General features: G+C 43.8%; 16 protein-coding genes. 5 read left to right on the top strand and 11 right to left on the bottom strand.

Annotated elements, in window-relative coordinates; all coding sequences use genetic code 11:
* Window positions 1-41 precede the first annotated feature (41 nt).
* The 6 genes from HUK38_RS03690 to trxB all read right to left on the bottom strand — a co-directional run bounded on the left by HUK38_RS03690 (window position 42) and on the right by trxB (window position 5,501).
* Entirely contained in the window at window positions 42-515 is a 474-nt protein-coding gene (locus HUK38_RS03690; protein ID WP_182582590.1) for a zinc ribbon domain-containing protein, read from the bottom strand.
* Window positions 516-574: 59 nt separating this feature from the next.
* Window positions 575-2,224: a NuoF family protein gene (locus tag HUK38_RS03685; RefSeq protein WP_182582588.1), complete on the bottom strand. Its 1,650-nt coding sequence runs from the start codon at window positions 2,222-2,224 to the stop codon at window positions 575-577.
* A 121-nt stretch (window positions 2,225-2,345) separates the two neighbouring features.
* Window positions 2,346-2,846 carry a bidirectional hydrogenase complex protein HoxE gene (gene hoxE, locus HUK38_RS03680; protein WP_182582586.1) on the bottom strand — a complete coding sequence of 167 codons (501 nt, stop codon included), beginning with the start codon at window positions 2,844-2,846 and terminating at the stop codon, window positions 2,346-2,348.
* 113 nt (window positions 2,847-2,959) lie between these two features.
* Entirely contained in the window at window positions 2,960-3,547 is a 588-nt protein-coding gene (locus HUK38_RS03675; RefSeq protein ID WP_182582584.1) for a YggT family protein, read from the bottom strand.
* A gap of 4 nt (window positions 3,548-3,551) precedes the next feature.
* Window positions 3,552-4,394, bottom strand: a complete 843-nt coding sequence (gene proC / locus HUK38_RS03670; protein ID WP_182582582.1) for a pyrroline-5-carboxylate reductase — start codon at window positions 4,392-4,394, stop codon at window positions 3,552-3,554.
* 153 nt (window positions 4,395-4,547) lie between these two features.
* On the bottom strand, window positions 4,548-5,501 hold the full coding sequence (gene trxB / locus HUK38_RS03665; protein WP_182582580.1) for a thioredoxin-disulfide reductase: 954 nt from the start codon (window positions 5,499-5,501) through the stop codon (window positions 4,548-4,550).
* A 153-nt stretch (window positions 5,502-5,654) separates the two neighbouring features.
* On the opposite strand from trxB, the gene HUK38_RS03660 reads away from it, so the two are divergent.
* The 4 genes from HUK38_RS03660 to HUK38_RS15035 are packed head-to-tail and all read left to right on the top strand — an operon-like array spanning window position 5,655 to window position 7,672.
* The gene (locus HUK38_RS03660; RefSeq protein ID WP_182582578.1) at window positions 5,655-6,563 is read left to right on the top strand and encodes a DNA translocase FtsK 4TM domain-containing protein; all 909 of its coding nucleotides are present in this window, start codon (window positions 5,655-5,657) and stop codon (window positions 6,561-6,563) included.
* Window positions 6,564-6,587: 24 nt separating this feature from the next.
* Window positions 6,588-7,061: an ATP-dependent zinc protease family protein gene (locus HUK38_RS03655; protein WP_338065357.1), complete on the top strand. Its 474-nt coding sequence runs from the start codon at window positions 6,588-6,590 to the stop codon at window positions 7,059-7,061.
* Between the two features lie 33 nt (window positions 7,062-7,094).
* Window positions 7,095-7,415 carry a [NiFe]-hydrogenase assembly chaperone HybE gene (gene hybE, locus HUK38_RS15040; RefSeq protein ID WP_238787434.1) on the top strand — a complete coding sequence of 107 codons (321 nt, stop codon included), beginning with the start codon at window positions 7,095-7,097 and terminating at the stop codon, window positions 7,413-7,415.
* Between the two features lie 38 nt (window positions 7,416-7,453).
* Window positions 7,454-7,672, top strand: coding sequence for a hypothetical protein (locus HUK38_RS15035; RefSeq protein ID WP_420825161.1), 219 nt, complete (start codon window positions 7,454-7,456; stop codon window positions 7,670-7,672).
* Here the strand turns inward: HUK38_RS15035 and leuD are convergent.
* Window positions 7,669-8,325: a 3-isopropylmalate dehydratase small subunit gene (gene leuD / locus HUK38_RS03645; RefSeq protein WP_182582576.1), complete on the bottom strand. Its 657-nt coding sequence runs from the start codon at window positions 8,323-8,325 to the stop codon at window positions 7,669-7,671. The genes HUK38_RS15035 and leuD overlap by 4 nt on opposite strands.
* A 78-nt stretch (window positions 8,326-8,403) precedes the next feature.
* Window positions 8,404-8,622, bottom strand: a complete 219-nt coding sequence (locus tag HUK38_RS03640) for a DUF2835 family protein (protein ID WP_182582574.1) — start codon at window positions 8,620-8,622, stop codon at window positions 8,404-8,406.
* Between the two features lie 37 nt (window positions 8,623-8,659).
* Between HUK38_RS03640 and HUK38_RS03635 the strand changes: the two genes are divergently transcribed.
* Window positions 8,660-11,752: an efflux RND transporter permease subunit gene (locus tag HUK38_RS03635; protein ID WP_194374835.1), complete on the top strand. Its 3,093-nt coding sequence runs from the start codon at window positions 8,660-8,662 to the stop codon at window positions 11,750-11,752.
* Here the strand turns inward: HUK38_RS03635 and HUK38_RS03630 are convergent.
* The 3 genes from HUK38_RS03630 to HUK38_RS03620 are packed head-to-tail and all read right to left on the bottom strand — an operon-like array spanning window position 11,749 to window position 17,107.
* Window positions 11,749-12,804: a PilT/PilU family type 4a pilus ATPase gene (locus tag HUK38_RS03630; protein WP_182582572.1), complete on the bottom strand. Its 1,056-nt coding sequence runs from the start codon at window positions 12,802-12,804 to the stop codon at window positions 11,749-11,751. The genes HUK38_RS03635 and HUK38_RS03630 overlap by 4 nt on opposite strands.
* Before the next feature lie 30 nt (window positions 12,805-12,834).
* Window positions 12,835-15,219, bottom strand: a complete 2,385-nt coding sequence (locus HUK38_RS03625) for a glycosyltransferase family 9 protein (RefSeq protein ID WP_182582570.1) — start codon at window positions 15,217-15,219, stop codon at window positions 12,835-12,837.
* Window positions 15,206-17,107, bottom strand: a complete 1,902-nt coding sequence (locus tag HUK38_RS03620) for a bifunctional diguanylate cyclase/phosphodiesterase (RefSeq protein ID WP_182582568.1) — start codon at window positions 17,105-17,107, stop codon at window positions 15,206-15,208. The genes HUK38_RS03625 and HUK38_RS03620 overlap by 14 nt, the downstream gene beginning before the upstream one ends.
* Window positions 17,108-17,172: the final 65 nt, after the last annotated feature.

Below are 17,172 nucleotides of genomic sequence, written 5' to 3'. Positions count from 1 at the left end.
TGCGGCGCTGGTGGACGTGACCGTGATAAATACGCGGTCAATCAACTGGTTGGCGGTGAATTGGACTGCTGATTGGCCGCCTGTTCAGCGGCAATTGCCTGCTGTTCCGCCTCCAATTCCTCAGCCTGCTTGCGGCGGTAATCGCGGATTTCGTTGTATAAAAACAACCCAATGCCGGCAAAAATCATCACCCAACCAATCTTGCCAAATAGGGTGCGGTGGTCACTGGTGACGCCGCCGGCCTGCATGTTGCCGATCACATCGCTGCCCATCACGCCAACAATCATGCCGCCCCAAAATAAAACGAATGACCACGACACCCGCTGCCACAGAGCGCGGGGCGCTAATTTAAGTGTCGGTTTGGTGGCCGCGGGCGCGTTCATTGCCGAGGTCGCCGCTGGCGCGGTGGTAGCAATGCCCGTCGCCCCTTCGGCAATTGGAAAACCGCAATGCGGGCAATTGCGCGCCTGATCGGAAACTTGACCGCCGCATTCGGGACATTTCATTAAAGCCATGTGTAGTACATCCTAAAAACTAATTAAAAACTAAATTGATTACTGCGCATCAACCATCATTAAACGCCCGTCAATTGCAATTGCTGTTCGTATTCATGCCGGAAATAACGCAGGGTGCTTAATACTGGATTGGGCGCGGTTTGACCTAATCCACATAAACTCGTAGCGCGCACCACTTCGCATAACTGTTCGAGTAAACTCAAATCCGCGTGACTGGCTTGTCCCCGCGCAATTTTATCTAATAAACCGTGCATTTGTTGAGTACCGGCGCGACATGGAACGCATTTACCGCATGATTCAGACATGCAAAACTCCATGAAATAACGCGCCACATCCACCATGCTGGCGGAATCATCCATCACAATCATCCCGCCCGATCCCATAATAGTCCCGAGCGTTTTTAAGCTATCATAATCTACGCCGACATCTAAATGATCTGCGGGAATACATCCGCCCGACGGCCCGCCGGTTTGCACCGCTTTAAACGCCCGCCCGTTGGGAATACCACCGCCAATGGTTTCAATAATGGTGCGCAATGATGTCCCCATCGGCACCTCAATTAAACCCGTATTCGTAATGGCGCCGGCGAGTGCAAACACTTTCGTGCCTTTTGACCGCTCAGTGCCAATTGCGGCAAACCACTCGCCGCCGTTTTCAATAATGGGCGCGATATTCGCAAAGGTTTCCACGTTATTAATTAAGGTCGGCCGTCCCCATAATCCCGCTTCCGCCGGATAAGGTGGCCGCGGTCGCGGTTGACCGCGCAATCCTTGAATAGACGCCATTAACGCCGTCTCTTCACCGCAGACAAAAGCACCCGCCCCGAGGCGTAATTCCACATCAAAATTGAATTGGGTTTCAAATAAATGATTGCCCAAAAATCCCGCCTTTTTTGCTTTACGAATTGCGGTATTGAGGCGCTCAACTGCTAATGGATATTCCGCCCGCACATAAATAAAACCTTTATTCGCACCAATGGCATACGCCGCAATTGCCATGCCTTCTAATACGCGATGCGGATCAGATTCTAATATCGCCCGATCCATAAAGGCGCCGGGATCGCCCTCGTCAGCATTGCAAATAACGTACTTTTGCCCCGGCGGCATTTTCGCCACGGTTGACCATTTCAAGCCAGTCGGGTAGCCGCCGCCGCCGCGCCCGCGCAACCCACTCGCGGTCACGGCGGCAATCACCTGCCCCGGCGTCATCTCAGTCAACGCCTGCACCAGCGCCGCGTAACCGCCGACCGCGACGTACCCGCTGAAACTGTCGGGATCAATCACGCCCGCGTGTTCCAACACAAGTCGTTGTTGATAGGCGAAAAATGGCAAATCAGCGGGGATGCGCCGCGTCTCCAATTCAGCCGCAGCCGCTGCTGTCACGTTATCTGATCCGAGCGCGGCGGCGACGACGGCGGGCGCATCGTCGGGCTGCACGTCACGATACAAGGTTGCGGTATTCAGCGCGGCATCAGGTGCGGCAACCGCCACCAGCGGGCCGGCGGAACATAATCCCATGCAGCCGACGCCCTTGACGCGGCAGGTCGGTGCGGCGGCGGCAGTTAATGCGTGCGTTAATGCGTCAAATACGGGCAGCGCGCCGGACGATTGACAACTGGCGGCCATGCAGACGCGCACTTCTTGATTAATGCCCGCATTATGATCGGATTGATAACGGTGCGCTTGTTCGTCTAAATCGTCGCGGTTCATGCAATGAATTCCCAATTAAAAAGGCAATCATGGTGCGTAATAAATGCGCATAATTGCATACGGGGGTTGAATAGCATTGAGCGATGTGCGCAAATTAACCGCCCAATTGAACAACGCAGCACTATTGCGTCACCACCTGCGCCAGATTGGCTAATAACTTGTCCGCATCTAATTTACCCAACACCTGCCCATCAATCACCGCCGCCGGCGCTAATCCACAGGCACCAACGCAGCGCGCACTTAATACCGACAGCGCCTGATCGGGCGTGGTGCCGCCAGTGGTCACGCCAAATTGCTGTTGCACACCATCTAATAACGCGGTTGAACCTTTAATATAACAAGCCGTGCCAGTACACACCACGCAAGTATGCCGCCCCTTTGGTTTTAATGTAAATAAATGATAAAAGGTGGCAACGCCATACACTTTACTCAATGGCAAATCGAGTGATTCAGCCACAAAGGTCATAGCGGTTTCATCTAAAAAACCAAACGCATCCTGCACACTATGCAGCGCCTCAATTAACGCATGTTCGGCATAGCCGGTGCGGCGCATGGTCGCATTAACAATCTTCCAACGTTTATCATCACTGGGCAATGCAGGTTGGGAGCGGTGCTGGGTCACAATACAATACCTGTTAATTGTAAAGCGCACGGGGCGCGTGATGGATGGCAATCATAAACATCGGCGTTTGGCAATTGACAGCGGCTAAATGATTATTTGCTAATGTGCTGACATTAGAACGGACTGGCGGTGAAAAACCGTAGCGGCGGTAATAATAGCATTTCCAGCAAGATTAGCATAATCATTACGATCATAGGTGACAAATCCACGCCGGCAATCGGGCGCACCCGTCGCTGCACCGGTAATAATAACGGATTGGTCAAGCGCGTCAATAACCCAACCGCTGGATTATACGGATCCGGATTGAGCCAACTGAGTAAAACCCGAATCAATAACGCAAATAAGAACAGGCTAATCAACAAGTCTAGTAACTCGGGGATTGCCCAGAGTGGCGACAGAATGAATATCTGCGGCATAGAGTAATTAACACCTAATAACAATGCCAGCACAATCAATTCAACAGTTTGAAATACCCACGCCATCACTAATGAGGCAAAGTCTGTACCGCCCCAGCCGGGAATGATGCGCCGCGCCGGACGTAAAACGGGGGTGGTGAAGCGCACAATGAACTGCGAAATGGGATTATAAAAATCCGCCCGCACCCATTGCAAAATGAAGCGCAAGATCAATAATGTGATGTATAACCCAAACAGCGTTTTAATTAAAAAACTGATGGGATTGAGCAAATAAGATGCACCCATGTTATTAATCAACCTCGGCTAATATTTGTGATAATTCTGCCGCTCGTACTCGCGCTGCGGTGACTGCTTCACTGACTAATAACATCAAACCGCCCGCTTCAAATACGCCAATTGCCCGCTCTGTTGTACCACCGGGGGATGTGACGCGAGCGCGTAATTGCTGTGGTGATTCATCGCTTTCAAATGCCATGCGCGCCGCGCCTAATGCGGTTTGAATGGTTAATAACCGCGCCGTTTCCGGGGCTAAACCGTGCGCAATCCCGACCTGTTCTAATGCTTCCATTAATAATAAAAAGTACGCGGGACCGCTGCCAGATAATGCCGTGACGGTATCAATATCCACTTCATTCTCAACCCAGCGCGTTAATCCCCCAGCGCGTAAAATTTCTTCGGCTAAATTGCGCTGATAATGATTCACTAACGAATTGGCATGTAAGCCAATTGCACCCGATTGAATCATCGAAGGTGTATTTGGCATCGCACGCACCAATGCAACGGGACGCCCGATCCAGCGATCAATACTCGCCTCAGTGACGCCCGCCATGACCGAAATAAACAAGGGCTGCGCATTGGTTGCAAGCAATGCCGGCGCGAATTCACGGCAAATAACCGGTGCAATTAACGGTTTAACACATAATGCCACCACCTCGACACTGGTGACGGCATCGGCACTGGTTTCCAATGCAATAATGCCGAATTGCGTGACCAATTGACCACGCTTGGTATCATCTGGCTCCACCACATACAGCGCATTGGGTTCATGGCCATCTGCAATTAACCCGGCAATTAAACTGCGCGCAATATTGCCGCCGCCAATAAATGCAATACGAATACGAGATGTTGTCATTTTAATCATCAACCTTTGGTAAAAAGCCGGTTATTGCTATCGAGTTTGCCATGAAAAACTGTGAAAATTGTGCCGCTTTGCGATTGCGCGTGGCAGATTGAACGTGCTTAAAACCAATAGCAAACTGTTTTGCTGTCTTGTTATTGTGGATTATTATGCCAATGAATCGAGGTATTTTTCGGCATCAAGCGCCGCCATACAACCACTACCCGCTGAGGTAATAGCTTGCCGATAGATTGAATCCATTACATCACCAGCGGCAAAAATACCAGGGATTGATGTCGCAGTTGCTTGACCAGTTGTACCACTGCGCACTTGAATATACCCATTGTTTAATTCTAATTGTCCGGCGAACAAAGCGGTATTGGGGCGGTGGCCAATCGCAATAAACACGCCCTCTAATTCTAATGATTGGATGGATTGATCATTGACATGGCGAATGCGTATGCCAGTGACACCATTGGCATCACCCAATACCTCATCTAGGACATGATCCCAAATGATTTGCACCTTACCGAGCGCCGCTTTATCGAATAAATGTTGCTGTAAAATCTTTTCAGCGCGCAATGAAGAACGCCGATGAACTAGCGTCACCTGTGCCGCAATATTGGATAAATACAACGCCTCCTCAACTGCGGTATTCCCACCGCCAATCACCGCCACCCGCTGATTGCGATAAAAAAAACCATCACAGGTGGCACAGGCAGAGACACCGCGCCCGCGCAGGCGTTGTTCTGATTCCAAACCTAAATACTGCGCACTTGCACCGGTGGCAATAATTAACGCATCACACGAATAGAGAGTATTATCCCCTGTTAATTGAAATGGGCGCTGGGTTAAATCCACTTTTTGAATGTGATCAGTAACAATTTCGGTATTAAAACGCTCGGCATGTTGGCGCAGACGATCCATTAAATCTGCGCCCATCACGCCATTTGGATCACCCGGCCAATTATCCACTTCCGTCGTAGTCATCAATTGACCACCCTGTTCAATGCCGGTAATTAACACCGGATGTAAATTCGCCCGCGCTGCATAAATAGCCGCCGAATAACCCGCCGGGCCAGACCCTAAAATCAATAACCGACAGTGTTTAATTGCGCTCATTACCACTCCTCATGTGTTGTCAACGGCGGTCAGCATCGCCCGACCGCAATTTAATTGGTTATTAAGCAGGTATCATGCCATAATTTTAAACTAGAATTTACACGAAGTCTCTCCGATAAGACTATAATAAATCTACTATTCGGAGGAGAACCCATGAGCCAAGCAATCCGCGCTGGATATCGCACTTTCAACGATCACGTCGAACACACCGTGCGCAACACGGCACTGTGGCTGCTCATCGGCGCCGCAGTTTACCTACTGTTGGCACTCGTCAGTTACACACCCAACGATCCTGGCTGGTCACACGTCGGCAGCGATGCCACCATTGCTAACATCGGTGGGCGGGTGGGGGCATGGAGTGCTGACATCATGCTCTTTTTATTTGGCATTTGCGCTTATTTATTTCCCGTGATGATGATTTGGAGCGCCATTCTTATTTTCCAATCAACCGCTGATAATAAAACTACACCACTGTGGATGCTATTACGCTGGTTAGGTTTTTTACTCGGTATGTTGGCGCTTACCGCATTCGCCAGCCGTCAGTTTTCAACTGCACTCCCAGCGACGTTGTTATTACCCAATGGTATTGGCGGCGGATTAGGATTGCTCGGATCGGACATCGCTGCGCAATTTTTTAATCACACCGGTGCCGATTTATCATTACTTGGTTTATTAATTGCAGCTGCCTCATTACTCACCGGCAATTCACCTATGACACTAATTGACGGCATAGGTGCTATCACCATTGCAGTGATTAGAGCGCTATTGTTTTTGCCGCCGCCTCGTCAACCAATCAGCACCGTCTATGAGCAGCCGCATTTATTAGCAACATCGCCGTCCGTCGTCCCAATGAAACCAACGGTAATTGACTCATCAACACCCGCAATTAAATCACGCACATCATTATCGCCACCACGGCGTCGCACGGAACCAACTTTGCCCAGTACGCATCACATTTTACATCATACGCTGATTGATAAAGACGCAACGGATACCCCAATGCTGGTCGGTCAAAAAAAGCATGTGAAAAATATGCATTCAGTGTTGCGTTCATCGTTATAATCAGCTCAGTTATAATAATAATTTATTTGGATTTTTGGGATTAAAACACCATCACCACAGTCGCCCGTTATTCTAGGTTGGCGCGAATGGGTCGGGCTACCCGATTTGGATATTCCGCTCATTAAAGCAAAACTAGACAGCGGCGCACACACATCAGCATTACACGCCGAAGCAGCGGGTTTAATTACTCTTGCGCCCGATAAACAATTGATTTGTTTCGCCGTACAGCCATTAAAAACGCATCCAGAACGCTCAGTGCAATGTATAGCACCGTTAATTGACCGACGCATGATTACTAATTCTGGAGGTCATGGCGAACAGCGGTATGTCATTCGTACTCATTTGCGGATTGGTGCGTTATTATGGGCAATTGAATTAAGTTTAACGAATCGTGCCACTATGCGTTTCCGTATGTTATTGGGACGCACAGCACTCGCTGGACGTGCGTTAATTGATGTGCGCCAATCTTATTTGATGGGGCGGCCGCATCTTTTGTAATCACCCATTGCGTAAAATTGAGAATATCTATACATGTCTAACGGCCGCGATTCTTATTCAATATCTGCATGGCAACGCTATCCCGATGCGCTCCATGATGACCAGACGTTAATTGACACTGTCCTAGCAGTACACACTGCACTATTAAGTCATGCTCTGGCACATGATCCACTGCTCAACTTAACTTTGCCAATTGAACAACGTGCATTAAGGCGGATTGAAGACTGGCGTCTGTTACTATTATTGACTCCATGGATGTTATCCCGTCTATTATTTCCTGACCACCCCCCGTCAACACATTACCTGCCAACTGGAGTGCAACTGAACGCGCTAATGCAGATTACATTGTATTAGGTCCAAAATTAAATTTTACATTGTTAGGTCAAACTCAGGTGGGGCATCTTAATTATCATGTAAAATTAGGTCATTATTTATTACAACCCTTGTGTTTGCGCATGGAAGACTATACAGATGCCAATGCCGTTTTTAATGAATGGGGGGCAGTCATTCAAATCCGCGACACCAATCTGGCGCAAACACAACGCGACTGTCCATTGCAACGTGAAATTTCACGGCGTGAATTATTCCGCCGCTTAAACCCAACGAATTAATTTGCTGCTACCAGATCATTAAATAACCAGGGCGTTTCAAGTCGCCGCCGTTGTTCGTAGGCACTAATTTCATCAACGTGTTGCAAGGTTAATCCAATATCGTCTAACCCATTGAGTAAACAATGGCGATGGAACGGATCAATCGTAAATGGAATGGGCGCACTACTCACCGGTTCTAATTGCATTGCCTCCAAATCTACGCGCATTAACAAGGGTGTGTCAGCTTGCGCTTGAATAAATAAATCAGCAATTGTTTGTTCATCTAACCGAATTGGCAGCAATCCATTTTTAAAGGCATTTTGAAAGAAAATATCTGCAAAACTAGGTGCTAATAATACACGAAACCCATAATCTGCTAATGCCCATGGCGCATGTTCCCGCGATGAACCGCAGCCAAAGTTATGCCGTGTTAATAAAATGGTCGCACCTGCATAACGCGGCCAATTTAATACAAAATCTGAATTAATAGGTCGTTGACTACAGTCCTGCCCCGGCTCACCCCGATCTAAATACCGCCACTCATCAAATAGATAAGGTCCAAATCCAGTGCGATGAATGGATTTTAAAAACTGTTTCGGAATGATTGCGTCCGTATCAACATTAGCGCGATCCAGCGGAAGAATATGACCAGTAAAAGCAGTAAAGGGTTGCATAGGTAGACTCCTAATAATTAATGCTTTGTTAATAAGATGTCACAGCTATTGTAACGACCTCTTCTATCAATTTCAATACTAAACCCGCTCTAATTGTATCAAGCGATATTGGTCGTCAATTGTCACTTTAAATCTACCAGTCACTCCCTGATGATTAACAAATGGCCGAAACACATGTGCTGGTAATTCTAACCGTTTGCCGTTTTCAGCCACAACACTGACGCGCCGCGCTTGACCAGTATAATACGCTTGAAAAGCATCTTGATGGATTTTCAACGAAAAGAAAAATGTATTCATGTTATGTTGACCAATTTAAAAGCGAATAATTATTCTAATGATTAATTGGTGTTTGCATCATCCAATTGGTGTTGTCATGTTGACGCTGGCTGTCATGGTAACAGGTGTATTTGCATTAACACGACTCAATGTTGATCTATTACCGCGTATTATTTATCCTGAGATTCGAGTGCGCGTGATTGACGCAGATGTTGCAGCGACTATTATGGAACATGAAGTTACTCGCCCACTCGAAGAACAATTAGCCACTACAGAAGGCGCTATTGCAGTTCAATCGCAAACAAGCGAAGGTCGTACAATCATAGATTTGTCATTTCAATACGGCACAGACATTGATCAGGCATTGCGAGATGCGAGTGCCAAACTAGATCGCGCTAAACGTAGTTTACCGACCACAATTGATCCGCCAAGTATTATTAAACGTGATCCATTTCAATTGCCTGTTGCAGAATATATTGTCAGTTCTTATCTGCAAAATGCAGTAGATTTAGGCATGTTAGTGGATGATAATTTAAGTCGCCAATTATTAACTTTACCCGGTGTTGCAGCAGCTGAAGTAGGCGGTAGTTTAGAACGGGAAATAAACATTATTGTTGACCCATTTCGATTAGCCGCCGTTGGATTAAACGTGGCCGCATTTGCCGCTGTTATTTCACAAGCTAACTATGAGATAAGCACAGGACGTTTGCAATGGTCAGATGGTGAAATAGGCGGGCGCACTTCTGGATATTTAACAACCGCTACTGACATTGCCGAATTACCTGTGCCAATTAGGACAAACGAAGCGGCAGTGATTTTACCTAAAGTTAGCGAACTTGCCCATGTCATTGATGGCACTGCTGAAGAACGATTGCGTATTCGTTTGAATACAAGCCCCGGCGTGAAGTTGTCTATTCAAAAACAACCAGACGCTAATACGGTGAGTGTTGTAGAAATGGTTGATAAAGAACTAAATAAGCTCACTCAACAAGGCCTGATACCGCATGGTTTGCGTGTCACCAAAGTAGAAGACCAAGCACAATATATCCGATATGCACTACAAAATGCTACCAATGCAGTTGTGAGCGGTGCTTTATTAGCTATGATAGTTGTCTATTTGTTTTTAGGTGATTTACGCCGTACCTTAATTATCGGAAGTGCTATTCCAATTGCGGTGTTTGTAACCTTTATCTTTATGGCTGTATTCAATTTAACCTTTAATTTAATGACATTGGGCGGCTTGGCTTTGGGTGTTGGGATGCTTGTTGATAATACCATTTTAATGTTGGAAAATATTGACCGTCACCAGCGTGATGGGCATGGAAAATTGCATAATATTAGTCACGCAGTAAATGAAGTAATTGGTGCCGTGGTTGCATCCACCTTGACTAATCTGGCTGCCGTCGTTCCCTTTTTATTTATTGGTGGTTTAATTGGTTTATTATTTCAAGAACTCATTTTTACTATTTCATCCGCAATCATCGCATCATTGGTTGTTGCAATTACATTAGTACCGACATTAGCTGCAAGAGTACCACTGAAGTGCGACGCAAACTTGCGGCTTCAGATTAACCAATTCATCATAACATTGGCATTTGGTTATGCAAAAATTCTAAATTATTTATTACACCAGCGCTGGTTAATTATCATTTTATTTACAGTCAGTTTAGTAGTCGCTATTCCAAATTTATTTGATCGGCAGCAGGAATTTTTACCAGAATTAGACAATGGTTCAGTGCGCATCAACTTAACGGCCGATACTGGCATCCGTTTAGACTACATGGATCAATTAACACGTCAAATCGAAGCGATTGTGATAAAACAATCAGATGTGATGACGGTATTTACCACCGTTGGTGGATCAGTATTCGGGCGGATCAACTTTGAAAATGCTAATCGTGCAACGATACAAGTGCAATTAAAACCTCGTTCACAGCGACAAATGAATACTCGACAATGGAATGAGCAAATAAGACGTTTAATACGTCAAGAAAAAATTGCAGGATTAAAGGTGACAGTCAACACGGCGGGGATTCGTGGTATTCGGCTTGGTCAGGATGATGATGAATTGAAATTACGCATCACCGGTGCAGATTTAACAATTTTAAATAACCTAGCAGATCGTATGATAACGCAATTAAAAACCGTATCAGGATTGCGCGATGTGCGACATTCTAGTGAAGAGCAGGCGCTTGAAATAGTTATTCAACCTGATCGTATGCGTACCGCAAATTATGGCTTAGATGTGCAAACAATTGGCAAGGCGTTGCAATTTGCTTTTGCGGGTCAGGTTGTGACGGAATTATTTGATGGTAATCGGCGGATTGCAATACGGGTTAAATTAGATCATGCTACGATTGCAACACCAGCAGAGATTGAATCAATTTTATTGTTGGTTGATGACTCAAAACTACCAATTCGTATTGGTGACGTTGCGACGGTGGAAATTAAATCATTGCCAGCCACTATTTTACATGATCGGCAAAGTCGGGTTATTGATATAACAGCGGCATTTGGAGATGAATTGGTTTTAGATGAAGCTATAAAAAAATCATTCGCTGCAATCGCTAATATCTCATTACCGAGCGGCTATGCCATTTACGAAGATAGTGGTTTAGAACTGTTAAAACAAGGATATAATCTTGGTGGAATTTTAATTGCACTTGCATTGTTTCTTGTCTTTACCGCAATGGCAGTACAGTATGAATCGCTACGCAATCCTTTAGTTATTTTATTGTCTGTCCCTTTTTGTTTAATCGGCGTGGTCATCGGCTTGAATTTGACTACTTTATCATTGTCGCTCCCAGTTTGGTTAGGGGTGATTCTGCTAGTTGGGATCGTTGTGAATAATGCAATTTTATTAGTTGAATTTATCGAACAGCGGCGCCAAGATGGCGAAGAAAAATATCAAGCAATTTTCACTGCTGCACGTCTTCGTCTTCGTCCAATTTTAATGACAACACTCACAACCGTCATAGGCATGTTGCCGTTAGCATTAGCAAATAGTGATGGGGCGGAATTGCTTAAACCATTAGCAGTAACAATTGTAGCGGGGCTTAGTTTTTCTGTTTTAGTCAGTTTATTATTAGTGCCAGTTATCTATTCATTAATTGGTGTATCCGAATTAAATAGAGATAAACAATTGGCTTAACCAAAATTAATTCGCGCTTCTAAATTAGCAGCTGAATCAGCATTCGCTAGGCATTCATCAAGCACAATTTTTCCTTCGCGGTATAGCGATAATAAAGCACTGTCAAATGTCACCATCCCGGGTTCGTTGCTGTCAGCCATTGCTTCTCGAATTTCATCAACACGCCCATCTCGAATAAGGTCAGAAATGTGCGGAGTGTTGATTAAAATTTCAATTGCAGCGACACGATGCCCATCCGCTGAACGCACTAATCGTTGCGAAATGATGGCACGCATATTTAATGATAAATCCATAAATAAAGTTTTATGTAATTCTTGGGGGAACATGTTAATAATACGTTCCATTGCTTGATAGGCATTATTTGCATGTAACGTTGAAATCGCCAAATGCCCTGTTCCAGATAACTCAATAGTTGCTTCCATCGTTTCCCGTGTGCGAATTTCACCAATTAAAATCACATCTGGCGCTTCACGCAACGAACTTTTTAATGCTGCAGCATAATCAAGTGTATCAATACCTAATTCACGTTGGTTGATTAAAGCTCGTTTATGCGGATGCAAATATTCAATTGGGTCTTCAATTGTCAAAATATGCCCAGCTGCATTACTATTACGGTGGTCAATCATCGCCGCCAGCGTAGTGGATTTGCCTGAACCGGTCGCTCCAACCATTAATACAATTCCACGTTTGTGCATGACAATTTGTTTTAAAATTTGCGGTAATTTCAAGTCATCTATGTTTGGAATGACACTGCTAAGATACCGAATAACCATTGCCGCCGTGCCACGCTGGTGAAACGCATTAATACGAAACCGTCCATAGTTTTCTAAACCAATTCCAAGATCAAGCTCGCGTTTTATCGTAAAGGTTTCACGTTGTTCTGGGGTTAAAATAGAATGCACTGCGGCACGACACATGTTGTCATCAAAAATGGTATTGCCAACGGCTTGTAAAACACCGTCTATTTTAATTCTAACTGGTGTACCAGCAGAAAAAAATAAATCTGAAGCACGTTTTTGACTCATCAATTTCAAATACGGAGTGATGTCCATGATGTTTTACCACAGCAATTTTGCGCTTGTTTAGTTTAAATGTTGCACAATGTTTAATTCCGTTAATGCCGACATAACGTGATTAACGGATAATTCACGCATACAAGTAAAATGATTTGCACAGATTGGATGTCTTCGGCATGGCGAACATGCACGGGATTGATAAAGTATGCGTACTTGAGCATATTCAGTTTCTAAATAAGGGCAGGTTGCACCAAATAAAAGTATTGTTGGACGATTTAATGCAACGCTAATATGACTGAGTCCAGTGTCAACACCAATTACTGCTCGTGCTTCAGTAATAACCGCGGCCGCAGTTAACAAATCAGTTTGACCGACGAGATTATACAACTTGCTATGCTGATGCGTAAATGACAGGATGCGTGTTGCTGCCAATTGATCTGCCATAGCACCCAGTAGAATGATTGGTACTTTGTGGGAACAGCGATCAATTAAGTGCGCCCAATGTTCTTCTGGCCAGTGCTTTTGTGGGCGGGTTGTGAATGGGCAACACACGATATAATTTGGCGCGGTTAATCCGGCTGTTTTAATTAATGTAATCGCCTTTTTTCGTGCTACATCATCTATATGCAATGACATTAAAAAAGGTTGATTTGGTAATTTAAGTGATTGTGCAAGGTATTGATATTCAGAACTGATTTTATTGATTGTACTGAAACGTGGCAAGACATGAGTCATTAATAAACTGCTACCTTCTTTTCCGCCTAAGCTGATACGGGTGTTGGCGCCAGACAGCCATGTTGGCAATCCGCTTTTAATTAAACCTTGTAAATCAATTGCCAAATCAAAGCGACTATCATGTAGTTTTTTCTTTAAATCACCAACTATTGATAATATTTTTTTGATGTCTCCACGTTTGGCTAGATCACGCAATTCTGGATAGGGCCAAATAATAACTGCATTCAGGTCTGGATGATTTTTTAATAAACTCGCATACTCTGGCTGTACGAGCCATGCTAAATACGCTTGGGGATAAGCACGCCGCAAACTTGTAATTAGCGGTGTGGCAAATACGATGTCACCAATAGCACTGAGACGTATTAAAAGAATCCGACAATGCGCGTGATTGATTGGCATTTCTAACGTGCGCCAACGGTGGGAAACCCCCAGTGTCATTCCAGCAAGAAAACTCCAATATGCTCGCCAATCTTGATGTAATGCGCGAAAATCAAATGCACTCCAAACTAATAATAACACCCACGTTACTATTAAAAATACTTTTAAATCATCAGGGAGGGTGCTTTGGTTTTTTCTGTTCCACAGCGTCAATAAAAGTGTCATGATAATCGCTGCAAACAAACCTAATCCAATCACGCCTAGTTGTACTAATAGCTCTAAATAACTATTATGCAAGGGGCGCCACACTTGTCTATTATCAGTTAAAATGTCCGGCCGATTGACACTGCTGTTTAATATTAATGTTTGGGTGGCACCCGCACCCCAACCCAGCCAGGGGCGTTGTTGCCATTGCACTAAACCGAATTGATGTGCATACCAACGAAGTCCTAGTGAAGAAGTGTTGTCAATTGTAGCATGTCCAGTCATGATGGCTTGTGCAATTGACGCTTCGTGTGTTAATCGTTGAACGATTAACCTGGCATTAATTGTTAATAAAACAGCAATTGCCACTAAAATAATCCACTGTGTACGAGCGCGTTTTTTGTTCGTAGATTTATTGTGGCGGCTAAGTAACCAACTAACAAACAATGCAATTAAAAAGGCCAACCAAGCAGCATGTGATTGGGTTAGCAACAGTCCTTGTATTAAAAAAATCATCACTGATACCGTGATGATTCTTATACTCCAATGTGAATATTGTGTGGTGATACGTTGATAGCCAACTAAAATAAAACCAAGTATGACACTGGCGCTGTATAAACCGAAGGCAATAGCAACAACCCCAAAACCGTCGCCGGCTTGAATATACTCAATTGGACTGCTTAACAATAATGGCCAATTAAGTCTTAAAAGCATGTTTAATATCAAACTGAATGATGCTAGGAACAATAATCGCATCATTCGCAACGTATCACCGTTGAGCGCCCACGCTAATGGAATAAAACTGATTAGTGCTATCCAATTTATTAAGGTTGCATACCAAGTGGTTAAACTGCCCCCACCCTCTAACCCAATACACACTAAAAATTGTAATAGACAATAGGCGCTAAATATCCCAGCACTGAGAACTGGCATTTGTATAAAAAACTGTTTTTTTGGCGGATTGAAAAAGAAATTTAACCATAACAACGCTAGACTAATTTCTACGCCAATCGGTATTAAAAATAGGGAAAAAGCAAACAGATAGAGTGCAGTTTGCGCTAAACGTTCATCGTGCATAATGTGATTAATTTTTGACTCGGCTAAATCAGAATCGACTTGATTAATGGCTGACACCAGATAATCCAATTGCCTGAATAACAGCAAGGTCATCAGCATCCTGAACCGTTTCAGTGATAATCATAATATCGAGCAAATCACCAACTTCCTTCATACTTTCTACAATTGTATGTTTTCCATAATCTTTAGCGATGTCTGTCGTTAAATTTTTAGCTAATCGAATATAATCAGGTCGAAGTGATTTAACCACTTCAATTGGAATAAACTGCACCTCATAGCGTTTGAGTAATGCACTAGCACCATGCTGATGAATGAAATCAATAAAATTTTTAACTAAAGATAAATCTTGGGCAGCGGTATAGGCCGTGATACTAAAAATAAGTTGTTTGGCTAACAAATGGTGATGTTTTAGAAATTCAATGAGCCATAAACGGAAATCAGCATTCTTTAATGTGATTAGCGATAAATTAATCACAATACCGTGTGCACAAGCAGTTGTTGTTAAATGATTGACGACCTGTATTGTGACACCTTTATCAAGTTCAACAATACGTTCAAATTTTTCGGCCATAGCAACGAAAACACCAATAGGAACGATATTTCCATGATGATCTATTGCTTGGGTGCTGGCTTCTTCTAGCAACAAATGTTTTTTTTCAAAATCATACACTTGGTTAATATATGCTATTCGATAGCAATGCTGATCAATGTTTATTGACACTAATTCTTGCCATTCTTCTAATCCCTTACCATCATGGATATCGGTGCGTAAATAATAAGCATTAGCACCAATTAAACTGGCTTGTTCCCGCGCGTCAATTGCAGCGGTTAAAATACCACTAGTTGTGCCAAATGGATTAAAAGGGGCAATGCCAATATATGCAATGTTTTGTTGTTGGTGTTGTTCAGCCAGCTTGACTAATTTTTTTTGCAAGGTTTGCGCTAACTGTTCTGCTTCTGCGGCCGCGGCATTTTTCATTAATAAAATAAATTCAGAACCATAAAAACGATAAGCCTTCGTATTAAACTTATGTTTCGTGGGTGATTGCATGAGAACTGCTGCAAATTGTTTCAAAAAGTTATCTGTGATTGCCGCTCCTTGCATTTTCATCAAGTCAGCCAAACAATTGAGTTTAATGGCAAAAACATACCCATTGCCATTTTTTATAAACAACTGTTTTATATCGGTTTCAAAAGTGCCTTGTTTATATAAACCGGTAAGTTCATCGCACAGCAAATATGTGCTGAGTGATTCTAATTTGCGGTGAAGATTTTCTATCATTGATTCGATTTTTCCTGCCATGAAATTCATGGATTTGGCGACATGGCGTACTTCACTTGTCCAGGGTAAAGGATTAATGCGGGCGAAGTGGCCTGAGCCAATCATTTGTGCTAAAACGCTAATATTTTTGAGGGGTTTTAAGGTTAGACTTAGTACGGCAAATAATAACAACGTTGAAATAAATAATGCGACTAATGAGTAATAAAAAGAAGCCTGAGCTTGTTGATACAATTTGAGTTGGGCATAGCTGGGATTAATGGTGACATATAAAATTGCGGCAGTGTTCCAACCAAAACTGATTTCGCTCATTGCCATTGATGCCTCCATTGGTATCCAGTGGATAAACCAACTTGGAATCTCTTCAAATACTTGATTTGTACTGAATATAACTAAAGTTGTACCATTAATGTCGGTCAATTTGATTTCTTTATAGTACCCCATATCGTAAATCGCTTTTATCATTGTTTTAATAATAGGGTCGTTGGTATTTTTAAGGTGCGGAGTCAGTGATAGTCCCAAAGATGTTGCCGTGTCCTGTGCATGGCTGTGCGTTTCTATTTCTAAATAATCACGGAACTGTTGCAAGCTAATAGTAAAATTACCGCTAAAAATGAGTATAAATAAAATAAAAATCAAAGTGGTGAGTTGCTTGGATAGTGACATACTAAATAATCCTATTAATAAAACTAGCACCCGTGATGTGCATCAATTGAATAATAGCAGTTATT

This window comes from Thiospirillum jenense, from assembly GCF_014145225.1.
Taxonomy (GTDB): domain Bacteria; phylum Pseudomonadota; class Gammaproteobacteria; order Chromatiales; family Chromatiaceae; genus Thiospirillum; species Thiospirillum jenense.
The sequence above is the reverse complement of the archived record's forward strand: the minus strand, read 5'-3'. Positions and strand labels throughout refer to the sequence as shown.

What these genes read in the sequence shown, in the direction of transcription:
- HUK38_RS03675 (WP_182582584.1), bottom strand. Translation starts at nt 3,547, where the DNA reads ATGGGTGCATCTTATTTGCTCAATCCCATCAGTTTTTTAATTAAAACG.
- HUK38_RS03635 (WP_194374835.1), top strand. Translation starts at nt 8,660, where the DNA reads ATGATTAATTGGTGTTTGCATCATCCAATTGGTGTTGTCATGTTGACG.
- trxB (WP_182582580.1), bottom strand. Translation starts at nt 5,501, where the DNA reads ATGAGCGCAATTAAACACTGTCGGTTATTGATTTTAGGGTCTGGCCCG.
- HUK38_RS03660 (WP_182582578.1), top strand. Translation starts at nt 5,655, where the DNA reads ATGAGCCAAGCAATCCGCGCTGGATATCGCACTTTCAACGATCACGTC.
- HUK38_RS03685 (WP_182582588.1), bottom strand. Translation starts at nt 2,224, where the DNA reads ATGAACCGCGACGATTTAGACGAACAAGCGCACCGTTATCAATCCGAT.
- proC (WP_182582582.1), bottom strand. Translation starts at nt 4,394, where the DNA reads ATGACAACATCTCGTATTCGTATTGCATTTATTGGCGGCGGCAATATT.
- HUK38_RS03630 (WP_182582572.1), bottom strand. Translation starts at nt 12,804, where the DNA reads ATGGACATCACTCCGTATTTGAAATTGATGAGTCAAAAACGTGCTTCA.
- hybE (WP_238787434.1), top strand. Translation starts at nt 7,095, where the DNA reads ATGTCTAACGGCCGCGATTCTTATTCAATATCTGCATGGCAACGCTAT.
- HUK38_RS03640 (WP_182582574.1), bottom strand. Translation starts at nt 8,622, where the DNA reads ATGAATACATTTTTCTTTTCGTTGAAAATCCATCAAGATGCTTTTCAA.
- leuD (WP_182582576.1), bottom strand. Translation starts at nt 8,325, where the DNA reads ATGCAACCCTTTACTGCTTTTACTGGTCATATTCTTCCGCTGGATCGC.
- HUK38_RS03690 (WP_182582590.1), bottom strand. Translation starts at nt 515, where the DNA reads ATGGCTTTAATGAAATGTCCCGAATGCGGCGGTCAAGTTTCCGATCAG.
- HUK38_RS03620 (WP_182582568.1), bottom strand. Translation starts at nt 17,107, where the DNA reads ATGTCACTATCCAAGCAACTCACCACTTTGATTTTTATTTTATTTATA.